Source organism: Nostoc sp. JL31, from assembly GCF_017114965.1.
Taxonomy (GTDB): Bacteria; Cyanobacteriota; Cyanobacteriia; order Cyanobacteriales; family Nostocaceae; genus Nostoc; species Nostoc punctiforme_A.
The window spans coordinates 37,969-60,062 of sequence record NZ_JABXKO010000018.1; the positions used below are offsets into that span (position 1 = coordinate 37,969).

21 protein-coding genes are annotated in these 22,094 nt (G+C 41.0%); 10 read left to right on the forward strand and 11 right to left on the reverse strand.

What is annotated here, in order from left to right; all coding sequences use genetic code 11:
- Positions 1-44: 44 nt before the first annotated feature.
- Positions 45-611 carry a thermonuclease family protein gene (locus tag HWQ43_RS03085; protein ID WP_292730095.1) on the reverse strand — a complete coding sequence of 189 codons (567 nt, stop codon included), beginning with the start codon at positions 609-611 and terminating at the stop codon, positions 45-47.
- Positions 612-798: 187 nt separating this feature from the next.
- Here HWQ43_RS03085 and HWQ43_RS03090 point away from each other — a divergent pair, with 187 nt between their 5' ends.
- Together HWQ43_RS03090 and HWQ43_RS03095 are read left to right on the forward strand one after the other, a co-directional pair.
- Positions 799-1,542, forward strand: coding sequence for a ferritin-like domain-containing protein (locus HWQ43_RS03090; RefSeq protein WP_292730098.1), 744 nt, complete (start codon positions 799-801; stop codon positions 1,540-1,542).
- Between the two features lie 466 nt (positions 1,543-2,008).
- On the forward strand, positions 2,009-2,350 hold the full coding sequence (locus tag HWQ43_RS03095; protein ID WP_292730101.1) for a helix-turn-helix domain-containing protein: 342 nt from the start codon (positions 2,009-2,011) through the stop codon (positions 2,348-2,350).
- Between the two features lie 199 nt (positions 2,351-2,549).
- Here the strand turns inward: HWQ43_RS03095 and HWQ43_RS03100 are convergent, their stop codons facing one another.
- From HWQ43_RS03100 to HWQ43_RS03115, 4 genes are all read right to left on the reverse strand, one after another.
- Entirely contained in the window at positions 2,550-2,945 is a 396-nt protein-coding gene (locus HWQ43_RS03100) for a hypothetical protein (RefSeq protein ID WP_292730104.1), read from the reverse strand.
- 27 nt (positions 2,946-2,972) lie between these two features.
- Positions 2,973-3,578 carry a VWA domain-containing protein gene (locus HWQ43_RS03105; protein WP_292730107.1) on the reverse strand — a complete coding sequence of 202 codons (606 nt, stop codon included), beginning with the start codon at positions 3,576-3,578 and terminating at the stop codon, positions 2,973-2,975.
- Positions 3,579-3,755: 177 nt separating this feature from the next.
- A complete protein-coding gene (locus HWQ43_RS03110; protein ID WP_104910068.1) occupies positions 3,756-4,361 on the reverse strand; it encodes a VWA domain-containing protein in 606 nt (201 codons plus the stop codon).
- Positions 4,362-4,759: 398 nt separating this feature from the next.
- Entirely contained in the window at positions 4,760-5,191 is a 432-nt protein-coding gene (locus tag HWQ43_RS03115; RefSeq protein ID WP_292730110.1) for a hypothetical protein, read from the reverse strand.
- Between the two features lie 63 nt (positions 5,192-5,254).
- Between HWQ43_RS03115 and HWQ43_RS03120 the strand changes: the two genes are divergently transcribed.
- From HWQ43_RS03120 to HWQ43_RS03145, 6 genes are all read left to right on the forward strand, one after another.
- Complete coding sequence (locus HWQ43_RS03120) at positions 5,255-5,455, forward strand: hypothetical protein (RefSeq protein WP_292730113.1); 201 nt, start codon at positions 5,255-5,257, stop codon at positions 5,453-5,455.
- Between the two features lie 103 nt (positions 5,456-5,558).
- On the forward strand, positions 5,559-6,752 hold the full coding sequence (locus HWQ43_RS03125; RefSeq protein WP_292730115.1) for an NAD(P)/FAD-dependent oxidoreductase: 1,194 nt from the start codon (positions 5,559-5,561) through the stop codon (positions 6,750-6,752).
- 170 nt (positions 6,753-6,922) lie between these two features.
- Entirely contained in the window at positions 6,923-7,567 is a 645-nt protein-coding gene (locus tag HWQ43_RS03130; protein ID WP_292730118.1) for an HAD family hydrolase, read from the forward strand.
- A 259-nt stretch (positions 7,568-7,826) separates the two neighbouring features.
- Positions 7,827-8,687 carry a Tab2/Atab2 family RNA-binding protein gene (locus HWQ43_RS03135; RefSeq protein ID WP_292730121.1) on the forward strand — a complete coding sequence of 287 codons (861 nt, stop codon included), beginning with the start codon at positions 7,827-7,829 and terminating at the stop codon, positions 8,685-8,687.
- 297 nt (positions 8,688-8,984) lie between these two features.
- On the forward strand, positions 8,985-10,298 hold the full coding sequence (locus HWQ43_RS03140) for a TldD/PmbA family protein (protein WP_292730123.1): 1,314 nt from the start codon (positions 8,985-8,987) through the stop codon (positions 10,296-10,298).
- 272 nt (positions 10,299-10,570) lie between these two features.
- Positions 10,571-13,198, forward strand: coding sequence for a chloride channel protein (locus HWQ43_RS03145; protein WP_292730125.1), 2,628 nt, complete (start codon positions 10,571-10,573; stop codon positions 13,196-13,198).
- Positions 13,199-13,222: 24 nt separating this feature from the next.
- Here HWQ43_RS03145 and HWQ43_RS03150 read toward each other — a convergent pair whose 3' ends face one another.
- The 4 genes from HWQ43_RS03150 to HWQ43_RS03165 all read right to left on the reverse strand — a co-directional run bounded on the left by HWQ43_RS03150 (position 13,223) and on the right by HWQ43_RS03165 (position 18,184).
- Entirely contained in the window at positions 13,223-13,414 is a 192-nt protein-coding gene (locus HWQ43_RS03150) for a hypothetical protein (RefSeq protein WP_292730127.1), read from the reverse strand.
- A 29-nt stretch (positions 13,415-13,443) separates the two neighbouring features.
- A complete protein-coding gene (locus tag HWQ43_RS03155) occupies positions 13,444-14,589 on the reverse strand; it encodes a glycosyltransferase family 4 protein (RefSeq protein WP_292730129.1) in 1,146 nt (381 codons plus the stop codon).
- Positions 14,586-15,848, reverse strand: a complete 1,263-nt coding sequence (locus HWQ43_RS03160) for an O-antigen ligase family protein (RefSeq protein WP_292730130.1) — start codon at positions 15,846-15,848, stop codon at positions 14,586-14,588. The genes HWQ43_RS03155 and HWQ43_RS03160 overlap by 4 nt, the downstream gene beginning before the upstream one ends.
- A 263-nt stretch (positions 15,849-16,111) precedes the next feature.
- Positions 16,112-18,184 carry a serine/threonine-protein kinase gene (locus HWQ43_RS03165; RefSeq protein WP_292730132.1) on the reverse strand — a complete coding sequence of 691 codons (2,073 nt, stop codon included), beginning with the start codon at positions 18,182-18,184 and terminating at the stop codon, positions 16,112-16,114.
- 546 nt (positions 18,185-18,730) lie between these two features.
- Here HWQ43_RS03165 and HWQ43_RS03170 point away from each other — a divergent pair.
- A complete protein-coding gene (locus tag HWQ43_RS03170) occupies positions 18,731-19,969 on the forward strand; it encodes a peptidase (protein WP_292730134.1) in 1,239 nt (412 codons plus the stop codon).
- A gap of 111 nt (positions 19,970-20,080) precedes the next feature.
- On the opposite strand, the gene HWQ43_RS03175 is transcribed toward HWQ43_RS03170, so the two are convergent.
- Entirely contained in the window at positions 20,081-20,422 is a 342-nt protein-coding gene (locus HWQ43_RS03175; protein ID WP_292730135.1) for a hypothetical protein, read from the reverse strand.
- A gap of 392 nt (positions 20,423-20,814) precedes the next feature.
- Between HWQ43_RS03175 and HWQ43_RS03180 the strand changes: the two genes are divergently transcribed.
- The gene (locus HWQ43_RS03180; protein WP_292730137.1) at positions 20,815-21,801 is read left to right on the forward strand and encodes a methyltransferase domain-containing protein; all 987 of its coding nucleotides are present in this window, start codon (positions 20,815-20,817) and stop codon (positions 21,799-21,801) included.
- A 101-nt stretch (positions 21,802-21,902) separates the two neighbouring features.
- Here the strand turns inward: HWQ43_RS03180 and HWQ43_RS03185 are convergent, their stop codons facing one another.
- Positions 21,903-22,073 carry a hypothetical protein gene (locus HWQ43_RS03185; protein WP_292730139.1) on the reverse strand — a complete coding sequence of 57 codons (171 nt, stop codon included), beginning with the start codon at positions 22,071-22,073 and terminating at the stop codon, positions 21,903-21,905.
- Between the last annotated feature and the right edge of the window lie 21 nt (positions 22,074-22,094).

The window sequence follows — 22,094 nt, forward strand, 5'->3', positions numbered from 1 at the left end:
ATGCCAAAAAATTTAGTGTATTGAATTAGAAACAGCTAAAGTTTTTACTTTTTATATAAGCTGCGATATTCCCAAGGATTCACAAATTTAGTATCGCTCCAAACGCCGAGCCGTTGTTCCTTCGCTTTGGCTTCGGCTTGTTGAACTAAATCTTTACTAGGACACTTGTTTAAATAGGGACGATACACTTTTGCTAGACCTTCTTGCAACAATACCTGTTGTACAAAAGTGCCATTTTTTAAACGGACTTCAGCAATTTTACGCCCATAGCGATCGCTATCCGTAATATTCAAAGTCACGCGATCGCCTCCTTGCTGCACCAGTTGTTGCACCCGTTCTTGGGCTTTTACACCCCAAGTAAATTGATTGCGATCGCTAGTACGTTTACTCTGCTTTTCTTTGTTAGTATGGGCTATCTCTGGCGCATCTACACAAGCAAAGCGCACGGTAAAGTTTTTACCATTAGTATCTTTCACTACTAATGTATCACCATCACTGACTCGCTCAACTGGTTCTCCAGAAGTACCGATAAAGCGATCGCAGCCGAGCAAACCCAAAATTATAATAGTTGTACAAAGCCAAAATCGCACTGGTTTAGTTAATTTTTCCATCCAAACTTACCTGCATTACCTCTGTGGGATGATATTAGCAAAATACAAAGATATATTTGTTAACTGTTGACATATAGTTCCATAGACAATTAAAAATTCCAAATGGTAAGACCCTCTGGCAGCAACGAATAGAAAATGCGGATTAGTATAAGAATTGTAACCTTCCAATTGTCAGTGGGAATTTCTGATGAACTTCTTGACTAACCTTCTGCATCTAGCTGGTTCAAGTGTCTTTGCCTATTACTCTGCTGCTCAAATTCGTGACTCTAAAACCCGCCCCAACATCCTTGCGGGGTTTCAGTTGGCGGAATCTGGCTCCGTGCCATTTTTATCTGCACTTAGCGATCGCGCCGCAGCAGAAGGCGATACATGGCTAGCCGAAAAACTAGCAAAACATGCATCAGATGAAACTAAGCATGGTCAAATTTTTGCCCACGCCTTACAACAGCTGAATAAACAAGTTATAGATTTCAAGCGTCAACCCCCAACTACATCGACAAAAAAATCACAACAACGTAGTCCTTTTTTCGCAGCATTCTTTGAAGGTTACACTCAAGAACAGCTAAAACCATCTGTAATTGACTGGGATGTGTTTATGGCTAGCACATACATTCTGGAGTTAGATGCTAGCAAAGACTTTGCGCGAATGGCGAAAGTATTACCTGATAACGAGCCAACCGCTCGTAACTTGAAGTTAGGAATGCTAAGTATTGCCCAAGATGAAACTGGACATGCTGCTTATCTCTATGAAGCAATGATGCGACGGATGTCTGCGGCTAAAGTGCAAAACCTTGTAGATATGTGGCGAACTCGCAAGGTGAACGCCTTGTTGGCAATGGTTGGTGGTATCCTCCAGCGTAATGGCGAAACGCGATCGCTAGTCCAGGATAGTGCGCCGTCGGAAATCGATTCTGAGTTGATAGCTACGTAATTATATAGGACTCCGATTTGATTTCTGAAAACATACTGAGACTGAAAAGCCTGTTTTGTAAGGGTTTTATCTGAAATCTTGTTCAAAAATCAGATATGAGTCCTATAGATATCTTGAGTAACTAATGATGAACTACCCTTGGCTCAAACTTTCCTTAGCCAGGGGTTTCTTAACCTGAGATTTTTGTTGCTGTATACTACTAGTTTATCGGCGTATTCTGTTAGAGATTGGGACTCATTATCTAAAGCTTCTTAGACATCCTCTCCGATTATAAAACAAGCGATCGCACTTTGATTGCTTCTGTAACAGTAACAATCAAACATCCGCGTTCAGTGGACTGCAAAAGACAGCAAGCATCTACTGTATTGTCATATTCCCGCAGCTGCTACACTAGTTATGAACAAGTAACAGATAACTAGCGGTATATTCAGCAAACCTGAGCCGGGTTATTCCTACAAAAAAAACTATGAAAGCTGAAGCAGAAAACCATTTCAGGCTGACTTGTGAAGTAGAAACTACCCTAAAAGTGATTGGCGGACGCTGGAAAGTTTTGATTATTAGAGAATTAATGACAGGTGTCAAACGCTTTGGTGAGTTGCAACGAGCTTTACCTGGAGTTACGCAAAAGATGCTAACCCAGCAACTCAGAGAAATGGAGGAAGATGGAATTATTCATCGAGAAGTTTATCCCCAGATTCCACCCAAGGTAGAATATTCACTGACACCTTTAGGAGAAACTTTGCAACCAATTCTCTATGCTATGCACGAATGGGCTGTGCAACATTTAGCTCAAACAAGTCATCATTAATATTGATTATAAATAATAAATGACAACTGTAGTGTTACGGCTTCTGTAACGTAAAAATTGAGGTTTTCGGTGCGTTACGCTAACGCGGTAACACACTCTACACTATCTTTTAATTATTGGCGCTTACTTAACTTAAATAATAATTGCTAATTTTCAATTCAAGCAAGCAGATTCATGAGCCAGATATTGAGTTTTGAATTCATTCATTGCTTCTTAAATATTCAATCGCTGCCTCTAATTTTGAAGGGTAACTTTCAGCAAACCTTTCAAACCAAAGTCCTTCAGACGAAAGTGGATCTACTTTGGCTAACCATTCTTTCGCCTGCACTTTTAAACCTTCTATTTGTTTGGCTTTGATTTTTTCTTGTCGAATTCGTTCCTGTTCTAGTTCTTGCTGTCTTTTTAATTCAATAGCAGCATCCTCTTCGGCAAAATCAGCCTTAACATCTGCCAAAAGCTTATCCATAAAAGATGCTGACTTTGGCGATGATGGCATAAACGATTTGGCTGTGGCTGATTTTGGTTGCTGCTGTTGTGGTTGTACTTCTTTACATTCAGTTTGGAGTTCAGCTAATAGCTTATCAATGGAATCCATTTTTGCAATTCCTAATAAATAATATAGCTAGTCATTAATAGCATTGAGTAGCACTTCCGATAGACTCAAATCTTCCATATCTTCCATAGTAATGGTGTCACAGATATCAAACTTAGCACCAGCACTTTGGAGTTCATCATCTAAGACTTTCAGAAAGCGGGTAGCTTGTTGATCTGTACCAACTTGAATAAAAGAAATAGCTAATTCTTCATCTCGATCGATGCGACGAGAAGCTTCAATAATTACCCTCATTACTGCTTTGCGATCGTCCGGCTCACCATCAGTAACTACTAAAATTGTTTCACCATTTGGCTTGGTTTGACCGGCTGCTTTGCGTTGAAGGTAATCATCAGTTGCATGTTTTAACACACTTGCCAAGTCAGTTGTACCAGAGGGATCGTTCTCTCGAAAAATTTGTGATACCTTGCTGGATGTGACGTTTTCGTATCGTTTAAATTTACCAGAAAATACATAGATAGTGATGCCATCTGGGTCAAATTGCTCACACTTACTAGCTAAAGCTAAAGTAGATTCCTGGGCTGCAAGCCATCTAGTTCTACCACCCTTTTGATCTTGGGTTGCCATGCTACCGCTTTTGTCAATAATCAAGGTATAGTCACGATTTTCTAGCATTATTCAATTCTCCAATCTAGAATTAACAGTTACTGAACTATGGGCGATCGCCAAACATACAGCAGATTTAAAGTTGGTGAGGTATACAAGCGAAGTCTGTTACCCAAGTATAAAGCGTGTTTTACTTCTGTTAGCGTAGCGGGGCGTAGCCCATTCTGAATCCTGAATTCTGCTGTATTAGTCAGTTATTGCGTTCGTCAATACATCTACAAGACTCATTTCTTCTAAGTCATCTAAAGTGACGGTATCGCAAATATCAAATTTAGCGCCAACACTTTGTAACTGGTCATCCAAGGCTTTGAGGAACTTAGTTGCTTGAGCATCTGAACCTACTTGAATAATCGAAATTCCTAATTCTTCATCACGTTCCATCTGGCGAGTAGCATGAATGATCACTTCAAATACAGCCTTGCGATCGTCTGGTTCACCATCGGTGATGACTAAAATTGTCTCTCCGTTTGGCTTGGTTTTACCGGCTGCTTTGCGTTGAAAGTAGTTATTGAGGGCATCCTGGAGTACACCTGCTAAGTTCGTTGTGCCAGAAGGGTCATTTTCGAGAAATATCTGGGCGACTTTGGCTGAAGTGACATCATCGTAGCGTTTAAATCTCCCAGAAAACACGTAAACGGTGATGCCATCCGGGTCGAACTGTTCGGCTTTTCTGGCCAAAGCCAGAGTAGACTCTTGAGCGATTTCCCATCTACTTCTACCACCCACTTGGTCGGGTGTAGACATACTACCGCTTTTGTCAATGATTAATGTATAGTCGCGATCGCTCATCATAATCTTCCTTTGATTGTTACCCTGTGGTTCTAGTCTAATCTACGAATTTGACGATACCGTAAGTACTTTAAGGTTTCGTATCAATTATGCTACTCAAAAAAGCCGCATCACCGTTGATGAATGCGTTGGCAACATCGCTACTGTGATTTCGTCGGTCATAGCCGAGAAGAATTAATTGGCAAGTCAGACTATGATTTTTTTTTGCAAGTAGAAGCTGATGTGTTCTAGGAAATAGATGAACTGGTTTTCACGACAAATATTACTAATGAGAATCCCCAGAGAGTTATTCCCGAACCTTAAAGTCGTTTGTTCTATTCAAAAAGCCCTGAAGTTCTTTGATACTCTGCCTGATGGCATTAAATTCGCTCTCAGATCGCTGCCACTTATGCTCGCTCAGATCACCGAAGCCGTTGTGGCTCATAAATTTGCATCCTTGTAATTAACGTAGTCTTGTAGGTGAATGTCAAGGCGTTTGTCTCCCTTTCTGCTTGAAAGGGTACGTCAATCACGTTACAAATTTTTTGATAAATTTCTACTGCGTCAGTTCTGGAATTTACCAGTAAATAATTCCCTTTGGGAAATCCATTATCAGGGTCGGTGTAACTAGCTGATTTATTCCCTGTTGTGTAAGTTATTCCTCTGGTACTTGATAAAAAAGTGGTTTTAATTTCGTTAGCAATTTCTGTCATAGTCGCCTTGGTAATAGCTGGTTTAGCGTTTCCAGAAGCACAAGAGAATTTCATCAATCTGACAGACTTCTCAGCATTTTTTCGTGCCGTTCGTTCGGCTTGGGTTCGTTTCCATTCTTCGTCCCATAGACGTTTCTCCATTTGTCTCTCACTAGCGTTTTCACGCCCAGTAAGCACAATGGGTTGAGGTCGCTCCAGTGATACGTGCTAACTGGTGTAGAAACTGGAAGGCTTCCAAGCAATGACCTGACTAAGGAGTTAATTAACTACCGCGATTCACTCAAAGCTAACGTCACTGAGCAAGGTGAGAAGTTGCTAGGTGGTAAGCATATTCAGGGAAAACTGATGAGCAAGGTAGTTAACCTACTGTTTCAAGAATTCTGTAAAGTGATTCCCGTGACCTGATGCCAAAACCCTTCATCCAAATGGAGGGTTTTGAACCCTAAACTTTCAGTTACCCTGAAGTTAGTTGCCTAATTAATATTGATTGTTGCATAGCATAGAATAGATGACTGAACAAACTTCTAGAATTTGTATCCTTGGCGGAGGCTTTGGTGGTCTCTACACAGCCCTACGGTTAAGCCAATTACCTTGGGAATCTACGCAAAAACCAGAAATTGTTCTGGTAGATCAAAGCGATCGCTTCCTATTCTCTCCTTTACTTTACGAATTACTCACTGGCGAACTGCAAACCTGGGAAATTGCCCCACCCTTTGAAGAACTTTTACAAGGAACAGGGGTGCGTTTTTATCAAGGGGTTGTGTCTGGAATTGACATCGACCAGCAACGGGTAAATATCCAAGAAGGCCCGGAAATCCCTTACGATCGATTAGTGCTGGCGCTAGGAGGTGAGACACCGCTAGATTTAGTCCCTGGTGCAGCAGCCTATGCCTACACATTCCGCACAATCTCTGATGCCTATCGTTTAGAAGAACGCCTGCGATTTTTAGAAGAATCGGATGCTGATAAAATTCGGGTAGCGATCGTTGGGGCTGGCTACAGCGGTGTAGAGTTAGCCTGTAAATTAGCCGACAGACTAGGCGAAAGAGGACGCTTTCGGATCGTTGAAATTGCCGACCAAATTTTGCGAACTTCCCCAGAGTTTAATCGGGAAGCAGCAAAGAAAGCTATAGATGCCCGTGGTGTATTTCTTGACTTAGAAACCAAAGTAGAATCAATCGAACAAAATAGCATTTCCCTAGAGTACAAAAACCAGTTAGATACGATTCCTGTGGATTTGGTAATTTGGACTGTAGGAACTAGGGTTGCACCTGTAGTTAAATCTCTTGCTCTCAAGCAAAATCAGCGTGGTCAAATCACCACTACATCCAATCTGCAAGTCCTCGACCATCCAGAAATCTTTGCCTTGGGAGATTTAGCAGACTGTCATGATGCTGAAGGACAGCAAGTCCCCGCTACTGCACAAGCAGCTTTTCAACAAGCTGATTATACTGCTTGGAATATCTGGGCAACTCTGACTAATCGCCCTCTCCTTCCCTTCCACTACCAACAGTTAGGAGAAATGATGGCACTAGGAATAGACAACGCCACTCTCACTGGTTTGGGAATTAAACTAGATGGTCCCTTGGCATACGTCGCTCGCCGTGCTGCTTATTTATATAGATTGCCAACTTTAGACCATCAGCTGAAAGTTGGTTTTAATTGGCTAGTCCGTCCGATTATAGAAATACTTTCTCGATAACTTTCAAAGTTGGGCATTGGGAATTGGGAATTGGGCATTGGTAAAAACCAAGATGTTTACGATGATTTGTTTTATTTCCGCCAATCTACTTAGCAGATGCTAGACTCTACCCACAGAAGCTCTTAACAAGCCAAAATCTAAAATTCAACATTCAAAATTTTCAAAGTTTGATGGAACAACCGAAAGTTATTTTTTTAGATGCTGTGGGTACACTCTTCGATGTCAAAGGTGGTGTGGGCAAAGTTTATAGTCAGATAGCTCAGGAATTTGACGTTACAGTTTCAGCCGAAACATTGAATACAGCCTTCATTAAAAGCTTTAAAGCTGCGCCGCCACCAATATTTCCAGATGCAGAACTGCAAGATATTCCCCAGCGCGAGTTTGATTGGTGGCGGATAATTGCCCTGAACACTTTTGAAAGTGCAGGTGTTCTTAAGGAATTTTCTGACTTTTCGGCTTTTTTTAGCGAACTTTACATTCACTTTGGCACTGGCGAACCGTGGTTTGTCTATCCCGATGTCTTGCCAGCTTTAATCAACTGGCGGCGGTTGGGAGTTACTTTGGGAGTGCTGTCCAATTTTGATTCTCGGATTTACTCAGTATTGCAAAGTTTGGGATTGAGAGAGTTTTTTACCTCCGTCACCATTTCTACGCAGGTACGTGCAGCTAAACCCGACCCGCAAATTTTTGCCATTGCCTTAGACAAACATAAATGTTCCCCAGAGGCGGCGTGGCATATCGGCGATAGCATTGTAGAAGACTATTATGCAGCTAAGGCAGCTGGACTCAGAGGCGTTTGGATCAATCGTGACTAGATCGCAAACTTTCATAAACCTTCGGGAAAATAATGGTTTCAGTTCACGCCGATTATAAAACTAACAGGGTTAAACCCAACATGGACAAGGATTAAATGTTGGGTTTTGTTCCTCCTCAGAACTCCGTTCATCCCAATTCCCAATTCCCAATGCCCAATGCCCAATGCCCCATGCCCCATTCTCAATGCTTAATGCTGCCCCAACACTCGTATGATCAACATATCAGGAAAACATAACAGCCAGATTTTTACCGCAAAACATGGGCAGTATTTGGGAAATCGATTTTTACTCTCGTCCGATTTTGGACGCTAATCAAAAAAAAGTTTGGGAAGTCTTAGTCTGCGAAAGCCCCTTGGATATTGGCGCAAAAGTAGACTCTTTGTTTCGCTATGCTCAATATTGTCCCAGTACCCAGGTAAATTCGGGCTGGTTGCGGACAGCATTGCAGGAGGCTATTGACCAAGCTGGAAAAGCACCAATTAAAATCCGCTTTTTCCGCCGCCAAATGAACAATATGATTACTAAAGCTTGCCAAGATTTGGGTATTCCCGCCCAGCCTAGCCGCCGTACTTTGGTTCTCAACCAATGGTTAGAACAGCGGATGGAAGAAGTGTATCCTCAAGAGGCAGGGTATCAAGGGGGGACTAATCCCTCAGTCCGCTTGGAGAAACCTTTGCCGCAACGTTTACCAGATGCCTTGGAAGGACAGCAGTGGGTATTTGTTACTTTAGATGCTGCGGATTTTGCTGATATGCCAGAGTGGGAAATTGGCTTTGGTGAAGCTTTTCCTTTAGAGTTGGCGAAAGTTTCACCCGAAGCCCGTATTCCTGGTATTTTGATTTTCTCATCGAGAGCGTTGCCCTTGGCTGGCTGGATGTCTGGTTTGGAGTTAGCTTTTCTAAGATTTGACAGCAGCGAAGAGGCAAGATTGGTTTTAGAAACTGGTGTAACTGAAAGCTGGATTGTGGCAAATATTAAAAAACCTCAAATCTTAGCAGAAGCTAAAGGTTTTGAAGAAGCCAAGCAAAAAGCGAATGGAGTACATTTTATCGGTGTACAGTCCGATCCTAAAGCAGAATCTTTTGCTGGTTTTTGGCTGTTGCAAGAGGTTAATCTTTGAAAATTGGGGATGGGTCATGGGGCATTGGGCATTGGGCATTTACAAACGACTAATGACTAATGACCAATGATAAATGACTAGATCCGTTGAGACATGACAATGATTTGGGATAATTAACTGCGTCCATCAGTGTTGATCTGCGGTTTCAAATCGTAACTGTAAAGAAACACTGATGATTTTTGGATAGTTATCTGCGTTCATCACTGGAAAGTGCGTAGGCGTAGCCCGTCGTAGACATCGCACTTCTCAAGAGACAGCGTTGATATGCGGTTCAAAATCCACAATTCACTAAGGGTCATGGATTCTGAAAATTTGTCACAAGATACACTAGCCGAACAGTTGCTGGAACTAGCTATAAAATCTGGAGCAGAAGCTGCTGAGGTGTATCAGTCGCGATCGCTTTCTCGCCCAGTGTTTTTTGAGGCAAACCGACTCAAACAGCTAGAAACTAACCAATCTGAAGGTACAGCATTACGGCTTTGGCGAAACGGGCGTCCGGGACTGACGGTGGCTTACGGTTCTGTCTTAGCCGAAGTAATGGTGGAAAAAGCTCTGGCTCTAAGTCAACTAAATCAACCGGAAACTGTAGAATTAGGCTCTAACTTTCAGCCTTCCTACCCCGATTTAGGAGAAAGTTTACCGATAGAAGTTTTGGTGGACTGGGGCAAAGAAGCGATCGCACTCATCCGTGATGCCTATCCCGATGTTGTATGCAATGGTGACTGGGAATGTGATATTGAAACTACCAGACTAGTCAATACCAAGGGTTTAGATTGTCACTACACTGATACGACACTTAGCTGCTATGTATCAGCAGAATTGGTACGCGGTGATGATTTTTTAAGTGTTGCTGATGGTCAAACTAAGCGTGGGGAACTCGACCCAGAGAGATTAGCTAACCAAATTTTACAACGGTTAATTTGGGCTAGAGAAAATATCTCACCTCCTACTGGTCGTGTGCCGATTTTGTTCACTTCTAAAGCCGCCGATATGCTTTGGGGTACTGTGCAAGCCGCTTTAAATGGCAAGCGAGTTTTAGAAGTAGCTTCACCTTGGGCAGAACGTTTGGGTAAGGAAGTAGTGGCACCCAGTCTCACCATTTACCAAGATCCAGAAGCTGGCCCTTACAGTTGCCCTTTTGATGATGAAGGCACTCCTACTCAATCTCTAGTATTTATCCAAAATGGAACTTTACAGCATTTCTATGGCGATCGCACCACCGGCTCCCAACTGGGTACTAACACGACTGGAAATGGTTTTCGCCCTGGTTTAGGTAGCTATCCCACCCCTGGTTTATTTAATTTTCTCATCCAGCCAGGTTCGGCATCGCTACCAGATTTGATTCAACAATTAGATAATGGCTTGATTGTCGATCAAATGTTGGGTGGTGGCGGCAGTATTTCTGGAGATTTTTCGATCAACATCGATTTAGGCTACCGCGTCCAAAATGGTCAAGTAATTGGGCGCGTTAAGGATACGATGGTTGCAGGTAATGTTTACACAGCCCTGAAGCAATTGGTTACACTAGGCAACGATGTTGATTGGAATGGTTCTTGTTATACTCCGTCTCTGATAGTAGAAGGGCTATCCACCACGGGAAGAAGCAATTAAATAATTCGTAATTCGTAATTGGAGACAGGAATTGTGTAGTAACGAATTATACAAAAATATTTTAAGTTAGCGAAGTACACAACGATTCGTCTCAAAGCCAGGTATAAAGCCTGTTTTACTTCTGAATTCTGTTAGCGCAGCGGGGCGCAGCCAATTCTGAATTCGGCTGTATTTTGCCAACGACTTTTAAAAGATCCTCTGAAGATTCCACCGAACAGCTTTTTAGTAAAGATTTGTAATAAAAAATCCAAAATCTAAAATCCAAAATTGGTATGAATCAGCGTTTTCGCACCTGGTGGCAGCCTAGAAGAGGTTTAGCGATCGCCGAAGCCTGTATTATCGGTCTGGTTGCTGCCCTCTCTGCGGTTTTCCTGAAAGTAGGATCGGGATGGCTGGGGACATGGCGAGTGCATACTACCCACCTTTTGCCGGCATGGCTGGTACTACCTGCAATTGGTCTTATCCTGGGATTTCTGGCTGGATGGTTGGTGGATAGATTAGCACCAGAGGCTTCTGGTAGTGGTATTCCGCAAGTCAAAGCTTCTCTGGCTAATGTGCCTGTGAATTTATCTTGGCGGGTAGCAGGTGTGAAGTTATTCAGTGCCATCATCGCCATCGGTTCTGGCATGACTCTGGGACGGCAAGGCCCTACTGTCCAAGTAGGGGCTGGTTTGGCAGCAGGAATGAGTCGTTGGGTTCCCACTTCCCCAGATCATCGACGGCAGATGATTGCCGCTGGTGCGGGTGCCGGTTTGGCTGCTGCTTTCAATGCCCCGATCGCAGGTGTATTATTTATCGTTGAAGAATTACTTCAAGATTTATCAGGATTGACTCTGGGAACTGCCATTATCGCCTCCTTTATTGGTGGCGTGATCTCCCGACTTTTGGGTGGTGGCTCTCTTGACCTTAACTTGCAATTGGTAAAATCTTCCAGCCAATTCTCCATCCCAGAAATTCCCTTTTTCATCCTGTTAGGGATTTTGGCTGGTTTGTTTGGTGCATTGTTTAATCGCGGCTTAATATTTAGTATTAAATTTTATAGAAGATTACACATCAGCTTACCGTTGCGGGTGGCTTTAGCTGGATTTATCTCTGGTGTTGTCGTGGCCATGCTCCCTCCATCTTTCCGTGACAATACGGGATTGCGGGAGTCATTAATTACTGGAGGTTCCCATCCTAGCGTCGCAGCGATCGCCTTTGCGGCCCAGTTCATCCTCACACTGATTGCATTTGGTTCGGGAGCGCCGGGGGGATTATTCGCTCCCAGTCTGATTTTGGGTTCTTGTTTAGGACACATCATCGGTGTATCTGAGTTATATATCACCGGAGTTGGTTCTCCTACGACTTACGCCCTAGCGGGTATGGGTGGATTTTTTAGCGCTGTTTCCAAAGTGCCAATCACAGCCATTGTGATTGTCTTTGAGATGACTACAGATTTCAACCTGGTGCTACCTTTGATGATTGTTTCTGTTGCAGCTTACCTGGTTGCGGATAAGGTAGTGCCTGGTTCGCTTTATGAGAAACTTTTGGAGTTAAAAGGTATTACTCTCACCAAAGAAGTTGCGATGGAAGGAGCATTAAGCAAGTTAACCGCAAAAGATGTGATGCAAGAACGGGTAGAAACTCTAGATGCAGAGATGAGTTTGGAAGAAGCAATGCAAGCTTTTGCTCATTCCCATCATCGCGGTTTCCCTGTGGTAGAAGATAGCAAGTTAGTGGGGATTGTAACGCAATCAGACTTGTTAAAAATCCGCGAGAGTACAAACCACACACTTCGCGATCGCAATCTAGCCGATATTTTCTTAAAAGAAATTATGACATCTGTCCCGATGACAGTATCACCAATTCATACCCTCAGTAATGTACTATATTTACTCGATCGCTATCAAATCAGTCGCTTACCGGTGGTAGATAGACGAAAACTGATTGGGATTATTACCCGTGCAGATATTATTCGGGCAGAAGCAGATCATCTCAATGGTGAAAATGCGACACCGAAACTGCGACCAGAACCTTCATACATAGTTTACCAAACGCGATCGCCCAGCATTGGTAGAGGTAGATTATTAGTACCCGTAGCAAATCCCGAAACAGCAGGTGTTTTATTACTGATGGCAGCAGCTATTGCCCGCGATCGCCATTATGAAATAGATTGCGTGCAAGTGATGCTGATACCCCGCCACAGTTCCCCATCAGAAACACAGGTAAGAACAGCAAAAAGTCGCCGCTTGCTAAGACAGGCAGAAGTCTTAGCAAAAAAGTGGAAAATTCCCTTGCACACGCAGATTCGAGTTACCCACGATGTGGCGCAGGCAATTTTGGAGACAATCAACGAACAACACATCGACCTAATTTTAATGGGATGGAAAGGTAACACATCTACCCCTGGTCGGATTTTTGGCAGCGTTGTTGACACCATAATTCGCCAAGCTACCTGTGAAGTTGTATTAGTCAAATTAGGCACTACTCCCCACTCAGCACTCCCCACTCAGCACTCATTTAACAGTTGGCTAGTCCCAGTGGCTGGTGGCCCCAATTCCCCACTGGCAATTAAATTGCTACCAGCTCTAATTACATTGGGAAACGATCCGAAAATTCGCCTGACACAGGTGTTTAACCCATCTGAACTCAAGCCAGATATGTCAATTTCAGAACAAGCCATCCGCCATTTGATGCGTCGCCGCAAATTGTCGAGTACTGTAGTTGCTCTCCCCATACAAGCTAATTCAGTCGCTGAAGGTGTGATTAAGCTAGTGCAAACCGAAGGTTACGACGTTGTAGTTTTGGGAGCTTCCCGCGAGGGATTGCTACAGCAAGCAATTCAAGGTAATATTCCCGAAGCGATCGCCTCTGGTGTAGAAAGTACAGTTATTTTAGTTAGGGGTGCGATTCAAAAGTAAACAACATAGATTTTAGTGATTTTATTAATGGTAAAATACGCCAATAATCAGAGTAAAAATTATTGGTATTAAGATTGGAATAGCAACTATAAGTCCCCACTTACCAAACTTAATTTCCTCACCCTCAGATTTTAGAAACGCAATCCAACCTACAACTCCCATCAAAACCCAAAGAAACCCAAAGGCAAGAAATATAACAAATACTGAATCGTCCATGATTTTTACCAAATTTTCTTAAATTGTAACTAATTTCCACTAAATAACTTTGCTAAACTTGCACAAAACTGGCTAAAATCAAAAGCTTCAATAGTTTTTTTTTGTAAATATTTGGGTTGGTAAATTACTGGATTAGAGCAATTACCTTGCAGGATTTGAATTAGATTATCGGCAATTTCTTCAACATTATCAGGATCGACCAAACATCCCAACTTCCCGTCAGCTAAGGGATCTATAGAACCATCTTGATTACCCGCCAATACAGGTTTACCACAAGCTAAAGCTTCTAGAAAAACAATCCCAAATCCTTCTCCTTTACTAGGCAGAGCAAAAACATCGCAGAGATTGTAATGATCGCACAATTCTTTATCTGGAACAAATCCGGCAATTGTCACACAATCTTGTAGATTTAAGTTGGTAACTAAAGTTTTAATTCGAGGTATATCATCTCCTTTCCCTGCAAGAATGAAGTGAACATTAGGGAGATACAACCGCACCTTAACTAAAGCATGAAGCATTTGGTCATAACCCTTGTATTTTGCCGTACTTCCCAACCGTGTTACTGTTAAAATTACAGGCTGTTCATCTGTTAAATTATATCGCTTCAGTAAGTAGCTAGGTTTAGAATTGATTGAAAAATTACTCGCATCAAATGTATTAGGTAAAATAACTATTTTTTCGGAATCAATATTTGTATCTTGAAGCAATCGCTGGCGAGTATAATTACTAACACTAATGATTTTATCTGCTTTTTCTAAAGCTAATTTTGTTGCCTTGTTTTCGATATCCCAAACTTCTAATCCATGAGCAACTACCCAGTAAGGAATTCCAGTAAAAAATTTTAAAATATAACAAACGATAGCATAGTTAACATGAGTGGAAATGACTATAATAGGATGTTGAATAATAGCTAAAATAATTATTTTTGTGGCAAATAAAATTGGTTGTAGTAACTTTGGTAAATCTCCAAAATAATGAAATATTGTTGAACTTAAAAACTGCAATTTATCTGGCTGCTTTAAATTATACTTATCATATTTGAGAAACACATCATAATCGGCTTCAGGATATATATCTTGTAAAGCTTGCAGCAAAAATTTTGAGTAAACTTGAATACCTCCCTTAAAATCAAATATATTCGGAAATATTAAGTAAAGACGAGGTTTAGCACTCATAGTTTTTTGGCATTTTCAATAATTTCAGGTTTTAATTGGGTGACAACATCTTTTCGAGAATTGATAGCCGCTGCTATAAAATAAAACTCAATAGTTGTAAAAGTATAGTCTTCAGTAAAAACATCTGGAATTTGAGACACTAAAAACATAATAATTGGAACAGTAATTAAAGGATTAGCATACTTAACTTTCAATGCTATTTTCGCTAAAAAATTAGTAAATAGCAATAATCCAGGAATTACTTGTTCTGCTGACACATTTAAAAATATATTATGTGCGTGATAACTTTTCTTTCCCCAAACTTTCACTCCTATCTGGTCTGGAAAAACTCCTATGCCTATACCAGTAAATGGTCTTTTAATAGTTTCATTAATAGCTGCCTGCCACATTTCAAACCTTGTAATACCTGTTCCTACAAGAGTAATAATCTTTTTCCCATGTGGATTTAATAAATTTGAATTTTCTGTAAATACATTAGTTAATGGAAATATTTTACTATCTGCCAAACCAATTCGCCGTGTAGAAACAGGTACAGTTACAATGCATAAAAACAACAAGCTGATTAGATAAATCATTTTTCTAAAACTAATAATTTTATATATCAACAAAAGAAACATACCAATTATGAAAATTACCCAGCCATTCCCGCTGGCAGATAAAGCTAAGGGAATTACAAAAATTAATTCGCTTATATGTAATTCAATTTTAGAAATCTTATTCTGTTTTTCTAAAATCAGGCTTAAACATAATCCAATGGCGACTATGACCCCAAACTGATTAGGGTTTTGCATAATTGAACCAATCTCAGGATAAAAGCTGGGGAACTTTAATGATTTAAAAATCCAGTTGTTGGGAAGTAAAACCTCTAAAAAACCCAAACCTGCAATTATCTGTAGCAAGTATAATATGCAACGATAATAGAATGTTAGAGATAGTGTTGTTATATTTTTAAAGGTTAATACTAAAAAAGCAAAAAATAATATGTAATAAGTTGAGTATTTTAGACTATAAGTAATAGCAATATTTGGAAACTCGCTCATTAATGAGGACAGCCACATCCACAAATACATGAGACTTATAGATATCAAAATTATTTTATGCTTCTTAACAACTTCTGGTAGAGATTTGAAAGATAAACTAATGATCCCAAAACTAAATGCAGGAAGTAATAAATAATGAATGCCAATATTTATTCCTGGAAATTTAATTCGCCCTAAAAGTGAAGAAAATAATATAAGCAGAAAAAATATATTAATCATAAACTTTTGTTTAAAGATATTTGATATTTTTTTGACAAAAGAAAACCTATATAAACCTAATTTTGCAGGTTTAGGGATAGATTTTGATATTTTTCTTCAAGTTATAATCCTGAGTACGTAGAGAATATTAGCATAATACAGTCTTCGCCAATATCATCTTTTTAAGCTAGGATTAATTTGAGATTTTTGCACAGCTAAATATTCTTTCTGAGTAGAACCCGAAAAAGTCGCAATCTATTCCGAATGTACATTATCAGATATTTTTAATTAATCATCTGCCAAATTTTGAGAATGTTCTCACCACTTCCACCACCGGCAATGGTTTGTCCATCTGGGCTAATGGCAACGGCATAAATATATCCAGAACCTGTCTCCAAAGTGCGGATTTCCTTTCCTGTGACTGGGTTCCAAAGTTTGATTGTCTTGTCACTACTGCCACTTACAAGGGTGATACCATTTGAACCTACGCTTGGCAAAAAGGCGACAGAATTAACCTTATCATTATGTCCTTTTAAGGTGTGGATTAACTTTCCTGTTTTCAAATTCCACAATTTAATTGTCTTGTCTTTACTACCACTGGCAAGGATGACGCCATCGGGAGCAAAAGCGACTGAAAGAATCGATTCTGGATTTCCCTCTAAGGTGCGGATTAACTTTCCTGTTCCCAGATTCCACAATTTAATTGTTTTATCCCAACTACCACTGGCAAGGGTTTTACCATCAGGACTGAAAACTACAGATGCAACACCACTCGTATGTCCCTCTAAGGTGCGGATTAACTTTCCTGTCTCCAGATTCCATAGTTTGATTTTCATATCCTTACTAGCACAGCCACTCGCAAGGGTTTTGCCATCAGGACTGAAAGCTACAGAAGTAACTCCGTCGCTATTTCCCTCCAAGGTACGGATTAACTTTCCTGTCTCCAGATTCCACAGTTTGATTGTCTTGTCCGCACTGCCACTAGCGAGGATTTTGCTATCAGGACTGAAAGCTATAGTCCAAATCCAATTGGAATGTCCTTCTAAAGTGCGGATTTCTTGTCCACCCGTCAGATTCCATAGCTTGATTGTCTTATCATCACTGGCACTGCCAAGGGTTGTACCATCAGGACTGAAAGCTACGGAATTCACGTCACTAGAATGCCCCTTGAAGGGTTTGGGTAGATAAGAATTTTCTGAGACGTTTTTTTGGGGCTGAATAGGCTGAGAAATAGGCTGAGAAATAGGTTCAGGAACCTCGCTGACTGTCTGGGGACGAGACTGAAAATACCAAACTCCCCCTAATCCTAAGACCAAAATGCTAGAACCTAATAGCAGTTGACTTTTCAGATTGTTATTTGATTTTGGTGAAACTGGCACCTTGTTTGCTGGGGTAGCTGCAAATGTTGGTGTCAGTATAGTTGGGGGTACTGATGACAATGGTGGTAGTTGAGGTCTCAAGTCATTGATGACTTCATCGGCCGATTGATAACGCTTTTGGATGTCTAGTTGCAACAGCTTATCCAAAACTTCACCCAACTCTACAGATATTGAAATTCCGTCTCTACCTGAACTGGTTAAATGTTGCCGCCAAGATGCAACCCAACCATAACCCTGGTGTATCCACAGTTGAGATGGGCGAACCCCAGTCAGGAGATGAAAACAAGTAGCCCCCAAACTGAATAAATCACTGCCTGGGTAAGCTTTTCCATCTTGCATCTGTTCAAGTGCAGTGTAACCATGTGAGCCAATAACAGTGCCCATTTTAGTCTGTACTGTTGCTGTCAGCAGCTTGGAAGCTCCAAAATCAATGAGGATTAATCGCCCATCACTTTGACGACGAATAATATTCTGTGGCTTGATATCCCGATGAATCACTCCCCGCACATGGATAAACTTCAGTACAGGCAGTAAATCTAGCAAAAGTTGGCGAATCTCCGTTTCGTTATAGTTTGCCCGCGTTTCCGATTCTTTGAGCAAGTTTTGCCCATCGATAAACTGCTGCACCAAAAAGAGATAGCTATTTTGCTCAAAATAAGCCAATAAAGTTGGAATTTGCGGATGTTCTGCCAGTTCTTGCAGTCGGCTTGCTTCTTGTTTAAATAGTTCAACGGCCTTGGTTAGCGGCCCAGTTCCTTGAAGTTTTGGCGCGAATTGCTTAACAACACAGCATTCATTCAGTTTGTGTACATCTTTGGCTAGATAGGTTCTACCAAATCCACCTTCGTCTGATAAAACCTGAGTAGGACGATAGCGACCTCCTAGCAGGGGTATCAATTCCGCTCTACAACTGTGGCAATAGTTGTTTTTATCAGGATTTAAGGGTTTTTCGCAATCGGGATTCACACAACAGAGCATACTGGGAATCCATTTCAGTTGGGGTATATATTCATCTTAAGTCATGCAGTATAATCTCTCTTGTTAGTAAATATCACTGATACACCATACAAATCCCCAATTTCCTTACCTCATCAGGTATTGAACAATTTAGATAACTTGCAAAAAATTGTGTTTGAGCGATGCCTTTTGATTAGTTGATGGGCGTCAGGTTTGCTTGTGTATTACATCTGTGTGAGCCATTTAGTCAGGTTTTCAAAAATATCTGGGCAAAAATCCGAAAAGCAGCAATCTAAGTTTGTAGCTCAGTATATACTTACGAAATTGAGATTTCCTTTAGTAGTCTAAATTGAAAATATAATTTTTCCGATTTGATTGTGGCAAACATTTGGGTATGTAGGATATACGAATTCATTTGATTACAGGCTATGCCTTTAGCAAGCCGCTAAGGTATATACGCTAAATTCCCCTTTCAATTTAAATAACTGCTGCGGTTAAAACAGCAACTAGTATTAATTTTGTCTTTCAATAATAGACAAAATTATCAGCAAAATTAGGAGCGTAATTATGCTATTAGACAACAAAAACTATCGTCGCAAATTAAGTCATGTTTTTATTGGTTGCGTGAGTAGTAGTTTGTTAATCACAAGTAATGTGCTGCCTATAAGTGCTTTGGTGAAATCTCAAAGTTCTCAAGACTTCATAATTGCTAAATCACCAGATGAGAGACAACCAGAAGCAGTAAAAAAAGGAATTGAGCAAATTCCTCCTTCTCAGGCATCAATATCTCCAAGACGGAAGATATCTATTGAGTCACCAGTACAGCAAACTCCTCGCGTATCGTCTAATACAGAAAATTCTCAGCGAGCTTCCAGCGTTTCAGATAATAGCTCTACTCCTAGATCGTCTAGACGTAGGACTTATAACTCCAATTCTAATCGTTCCAATGGTGGTGGTGCATCTAGATCATCTGGAACTAGAACTGCAAATTCAAACGCCAATCGTTCTAATGGTGGTTCCAGGAGAGTTCGCAAGCCAAGTTCTAATGTAGCTACAACTGGGAACCAAAATCTCGATAATTCAGCGATTTCTTCACCTGCAACACCAACTTACAAAGAGATTAACTTTGTAGATGTTGCATTAGGGATTTTAAGTAAGAATGATTTTCAATCTGAAGGTAGATATTTTCATTTTTATGAGTTTGAGGGCAGAGAAAATCAATTAGTTCAAATTAGACTGATTGGCAGTAATGATACACGTAGATCCAATAACTTGAGTTTAAAACCCTTGTTGTTTCTGCACGATCCTGATAACAATATCATCGTTAAAAAAGGCGCTTTGGATAAAAGCAGTGGTGGCGATGATGCATTTATTTTTGCGCGACTGCCTAAGAATGGCATTTATAAGATTGCTGTTACTAGTCAAGATCCTGGAGATACAGGCCGCTATAGCTTGGCTCTGAGGAATGATAGAGCTAGCTATACTTTAGATGAATCAGACCAACTAACTGCCAAAAGCTCAACCCTGAAACAAAATGGAGGCGCTTACAATGTTTCTAATTTTCAAGGTAAAAAAAATCAGCTGATAAGTATTCGTGTTGATAGTGTTGATGAAGAGTTTTCTCCTTATGTAGCTTTGCTAAATTCTAAAGGACAAACGATCGCGATTGATAAAGACAAAGACAAAAGTGGTGTCTACAGTGCTTTAATTGACCGAGCTAGGTTGCCTGAAGATGATACATACTATATAGTTATTACTTCCAAAAATCCACAGGAACGCGGTAAATATAGATTGACTATTTTCTGAAGTAATTATCGATTCTGGTATCGAGACTATTGCTATGAGTAGGATATAGCCCAAAATGTTTTTTATTTACCGTAATAGTCTCGATGCCATTGTACAAAGTTCATTTAAGGGTTATTGGTGTAGATAATTGGTCTTTAAAGACGCGATAAATCGCGTCTCTACATGACGATACTCATGGGAATTTCCCGCAGATTTCAAGGCATACATTGCGCTGTAACGTCCACTTAAGTGCAGTAATTCTTGATGCGTACCTTGCTCTAAAATCTGTCCGTCTTCGATGTAGAGAATTAAATCGGCTTGTTTAACGGCTCTAAGATTATGAGAAACTACAAAGGTAGTGCATTTTTGAGTCAAGCGATCGCTAATATAGTAATTTAATTTTCTTTCAAGAGCGATCGCTATTTTCTCCAGCCACAGGGGATTTTGCCCACAGGTGAGAACTGAATCGCTCACGCTGCGAAACAATTATGGTTATTTCTGCTTTATTCATGGTTCAAATTCTGTTTTTACAAAATGAATTCCTCTCTTCTCTCTGTGTTCTCTGCGCCTCTGCGGTTAAATAAATAATTAACCGCAGAGACACAGAGGGCGCAGAGAGAGAAAAAAAGAGTTTTGACGTTCTCTATACGAAATATATTTCGCCTAATAAACCTGCATTAGATATCCCTAAGACTCGTTGGTAAACATTCATCCAGTTTTGATATTCCACTGATGAGCTATTTTCAGGTAAATAGACCACGCGGTAGGGGCGCAAGGCCTTGCGCCCCTACTTCGGTGAGAAAATTGGACAGCTTGCAGTCTAACAATTGGATAAACTTGTTAGAAAACATTAAGGGTTTATTTCCATGAGTTGGTTTTTTTCGACGTTAGGAGTTTTGCTGGCACTAATAACACTCTTGCTAGCGTTGTATCTAATTACTGCTAGGCCTTATCAATCATCTAACTCTGTAGCCAATTCCTATGACGAATGGACTGAAGACGGTATTTTGGAATTCTACTGGGGTGAACATATCCACTTAGGTCATTATGGTTCGCCACCACAACGAAAGGATTTTCTGACTGCTAAATCTGACTTTGTGCATGAAATGGTACGTTGGGGTGGTTTAGATAAATTACCCCCTGGCACGACTCTCTTAGATGTTGGCTGTGGAATTGGAGGTAGCAGTCGCATCTTGGCACGAGATTACGGTTTTGCAGTCACAGGTATTACCATTAGTCCCCAACAAGTCCAACGCGCCCAGCAGTTAACCCAAGAGGAACTTAATGTGCGGTTTCTTGTGGATGATGCGATGGCACTTTCTTTCCCAGATGCTAGTTTTGATGTAGTTTGGTCGATTGAAGCTGGGCCACACATGCCAGATAAAGCCATTTTTGCCAGAGAGTTGATACGGGTGCTAAAACCCGGTGGAGTGATGGTTTTAGCCGATTGGAATCAGAGAGACGATCGCCAAAAACCGCTCAATTTTTGGGAGAAACGGGTAATGCGGCAACTATTAGATCAGTGGTCACATCCGGCTTTTTCCAGTATTGAAGGCTTTTCCGAGCTTTTGGCAGCAACGGGATTAGTTGAGGGGGAAGTAATAACGACAGACTGGACGGAACAAACACTTCCTTCTTGGCTAGATTCCATCTGGCAAGGAGTGACTCGACCAGAGGGATTGGTGCGTTTTGGTCTATCTGGTTTCATTAAATCTCTGCGAGAAGTACCTACTCTCCTACTGATGCGGCTAGCATTCAGCGCGGGTCTGTGCCGATTCGGAATGTTCCGCGCAATCAGAGCTAACTCGTTGCAGAAATCAACTAAGCAGTATAGTTTAGTTAGCAATTCCTGATCGCCTCGTTAGTTTTAGAGGTTGCGAATCCATTCGCTAGGGCAAACTAATTGACGCGATTGGTATTAGGTTCGCAAGCGATAACCCATTCCTCTAACGGTTTAAATGATGTTACTGCCTAGTTTCTTGCGGAGATAACCAACATAGACAAGCAAGTACCAGAGCAAAATCCGGGTGCGTGCTTCTCCAAATACTTGCTGCCAACCTGAAAACAGCTTTGTTATTTTAATTCCAAACCTGCGATCGCGGCGATGGTTGGGAATGCTGCTCATTATCACCCCTCCCCATTTGAG

What these genes read in the sequence shown, in the direction of transcription:
- HWQ43_RS03145 (WP_292730125.1), top strand. Translation starts at nt 10,571, where the DNA reads ATGAATCAGCGTTTTCGCACCTGGTGGCAGCCTAGAAGAGGTTTAGCG.
- HWQ43_RS03150 (WP_292730127.1), bottom strand. Translation starts at nt 13,414, where the DNA reads ATGGACGATTCAGTATTTGTTATATTTCTTGCCTTTGGGTTTCTTTGG.
- HWQ43_RS03085 (WP_292730095.1), bottom strand. Translation starts at nt 611, where the DNA reads ATGGAAAAATTAACTAAACCAGTGCGATTTTGGCTTTGTACAACTATT.
- HWQ43_RS03140 (WP_292730123.1), top strand. Translation starts at nt 8,985, where the DNA reads ATGGATTCTGAAAATTTGTCACAAGATACACTAGCCGAACAGTTGCTG.
- HWQ43_RS03165 (WP_292730132.1), bottom strand. Translation starts at nt 18,184, where the DNA reads ATGCTCTGTTGTGTGAATCCCGATTGCGAAAAACCCTTAAATCCTGAT.
- HWQ43_RS03100 (WP_292730104.1), bottom strand. Translation starts at nt 2,945, where the DNA reads ATGGATTCCATTGATAAGCTATTAGCTGAACTCCAAACTGAATGTAAA.
- HWQ43_RS03115 (WP_292730110.1), bottom strand. Translation starts at nt 5,191, where the DNA reads ATGGAGAAACGTCTATGGGACGAAGAATGGAAACGAACCCAAGCCGAA.
- HWQ43_RS03130 (WP_292730118.1), top strand. Translation starts at nt 6,923, where the DNA reads ATGGAACAACCGAAAGTTATTTTTTTAGATGCTGTGGGTACACTCTTC.
- HWQ43_RS03160 (WP_292730130.1), bottom strand. Translation starts at nt 15,848, where the DNA reads ATGATTAATATATTTTTTCTGCTTATATTATTTTCTTCACTTTTAGGG.
- HWQ43_RS03170 (WP_292730134.1), top strand. Translation starts at nt 18,731, where the DNA reads ATGCTATTAGACAACAAAAACTATCGTCGCAAATTAAGTCATGTTTTT.
- HWQ43_RS03105 (WP_292730107.1), bottom strand. Translation starts at nt 3,578, where the DNA reads ATGCTAGAAAATCGTGACTATACCTTGATTATTGACAAAAGCGGTAGC.
- HWQ43_RS03110 (WP_104910068.1), bottom strand. Translation starts at nt 4,361, where the DNA reads ATGATGAGCGATCGCGACTATACATTAATCATTGACAAAAGCGGTAGT.
- HWQ43_RS03180 (WP_292730137.1), top strand. Translation starts at nt 20,815, where the DNA reads ATGAGTTGGTTTTTTTCGACGTTAGGAGTTTTGCTGGCACTAATAACA.
- HWQ43_RS03135 (WP_292730121.1), top strand. Translation starts at nt 7,827, where the DNA reads ATGGGCAGTATTTGGGAAATCGATTTTTACTCTCGTCCGATTTTGGAC.
- HWQ43_RS03090 (WP_292730098.1), top strand. Translation starts at nt 799, where the DNA reads ATGAACTTCTTGACTAACCTTCTGCATCTAGCTGGTTCAAGTGTCTTT.
- HWQ43_RS03185 (WP_292730139.1), bottom strand. Translation starts at nt 22,073, where the DNA reads ATGAGCAGCATTCCCAACCATCGCCGCGATCGCAGGTTTGGAATTAAA.
- HWQ43_RS03095 (WP_292730101.1), top strand. Translation starts at nt 2,009, where the DNA reads ATGAAAGCTGAAGCAGAAAACCATTTCAGGCTGACTTGTGAAGTAGAA.
- HWQ43_RS03125 (WP_292730115.1), top strand. Translation starts at nt 5,559, where the DNA reads ATGACTGAACAAACTTCTAGAATTTGTATCCTTGGCGGAGGCTTTGGT.
- HWQ43_RS03155 (WP_292730129.1), bottom strand. Translation starts at nt 14,589, where the DNA reads ATGAGTGCTAAACCTCGTCTTTACTTAATATTTCCGAATATATTTGAT.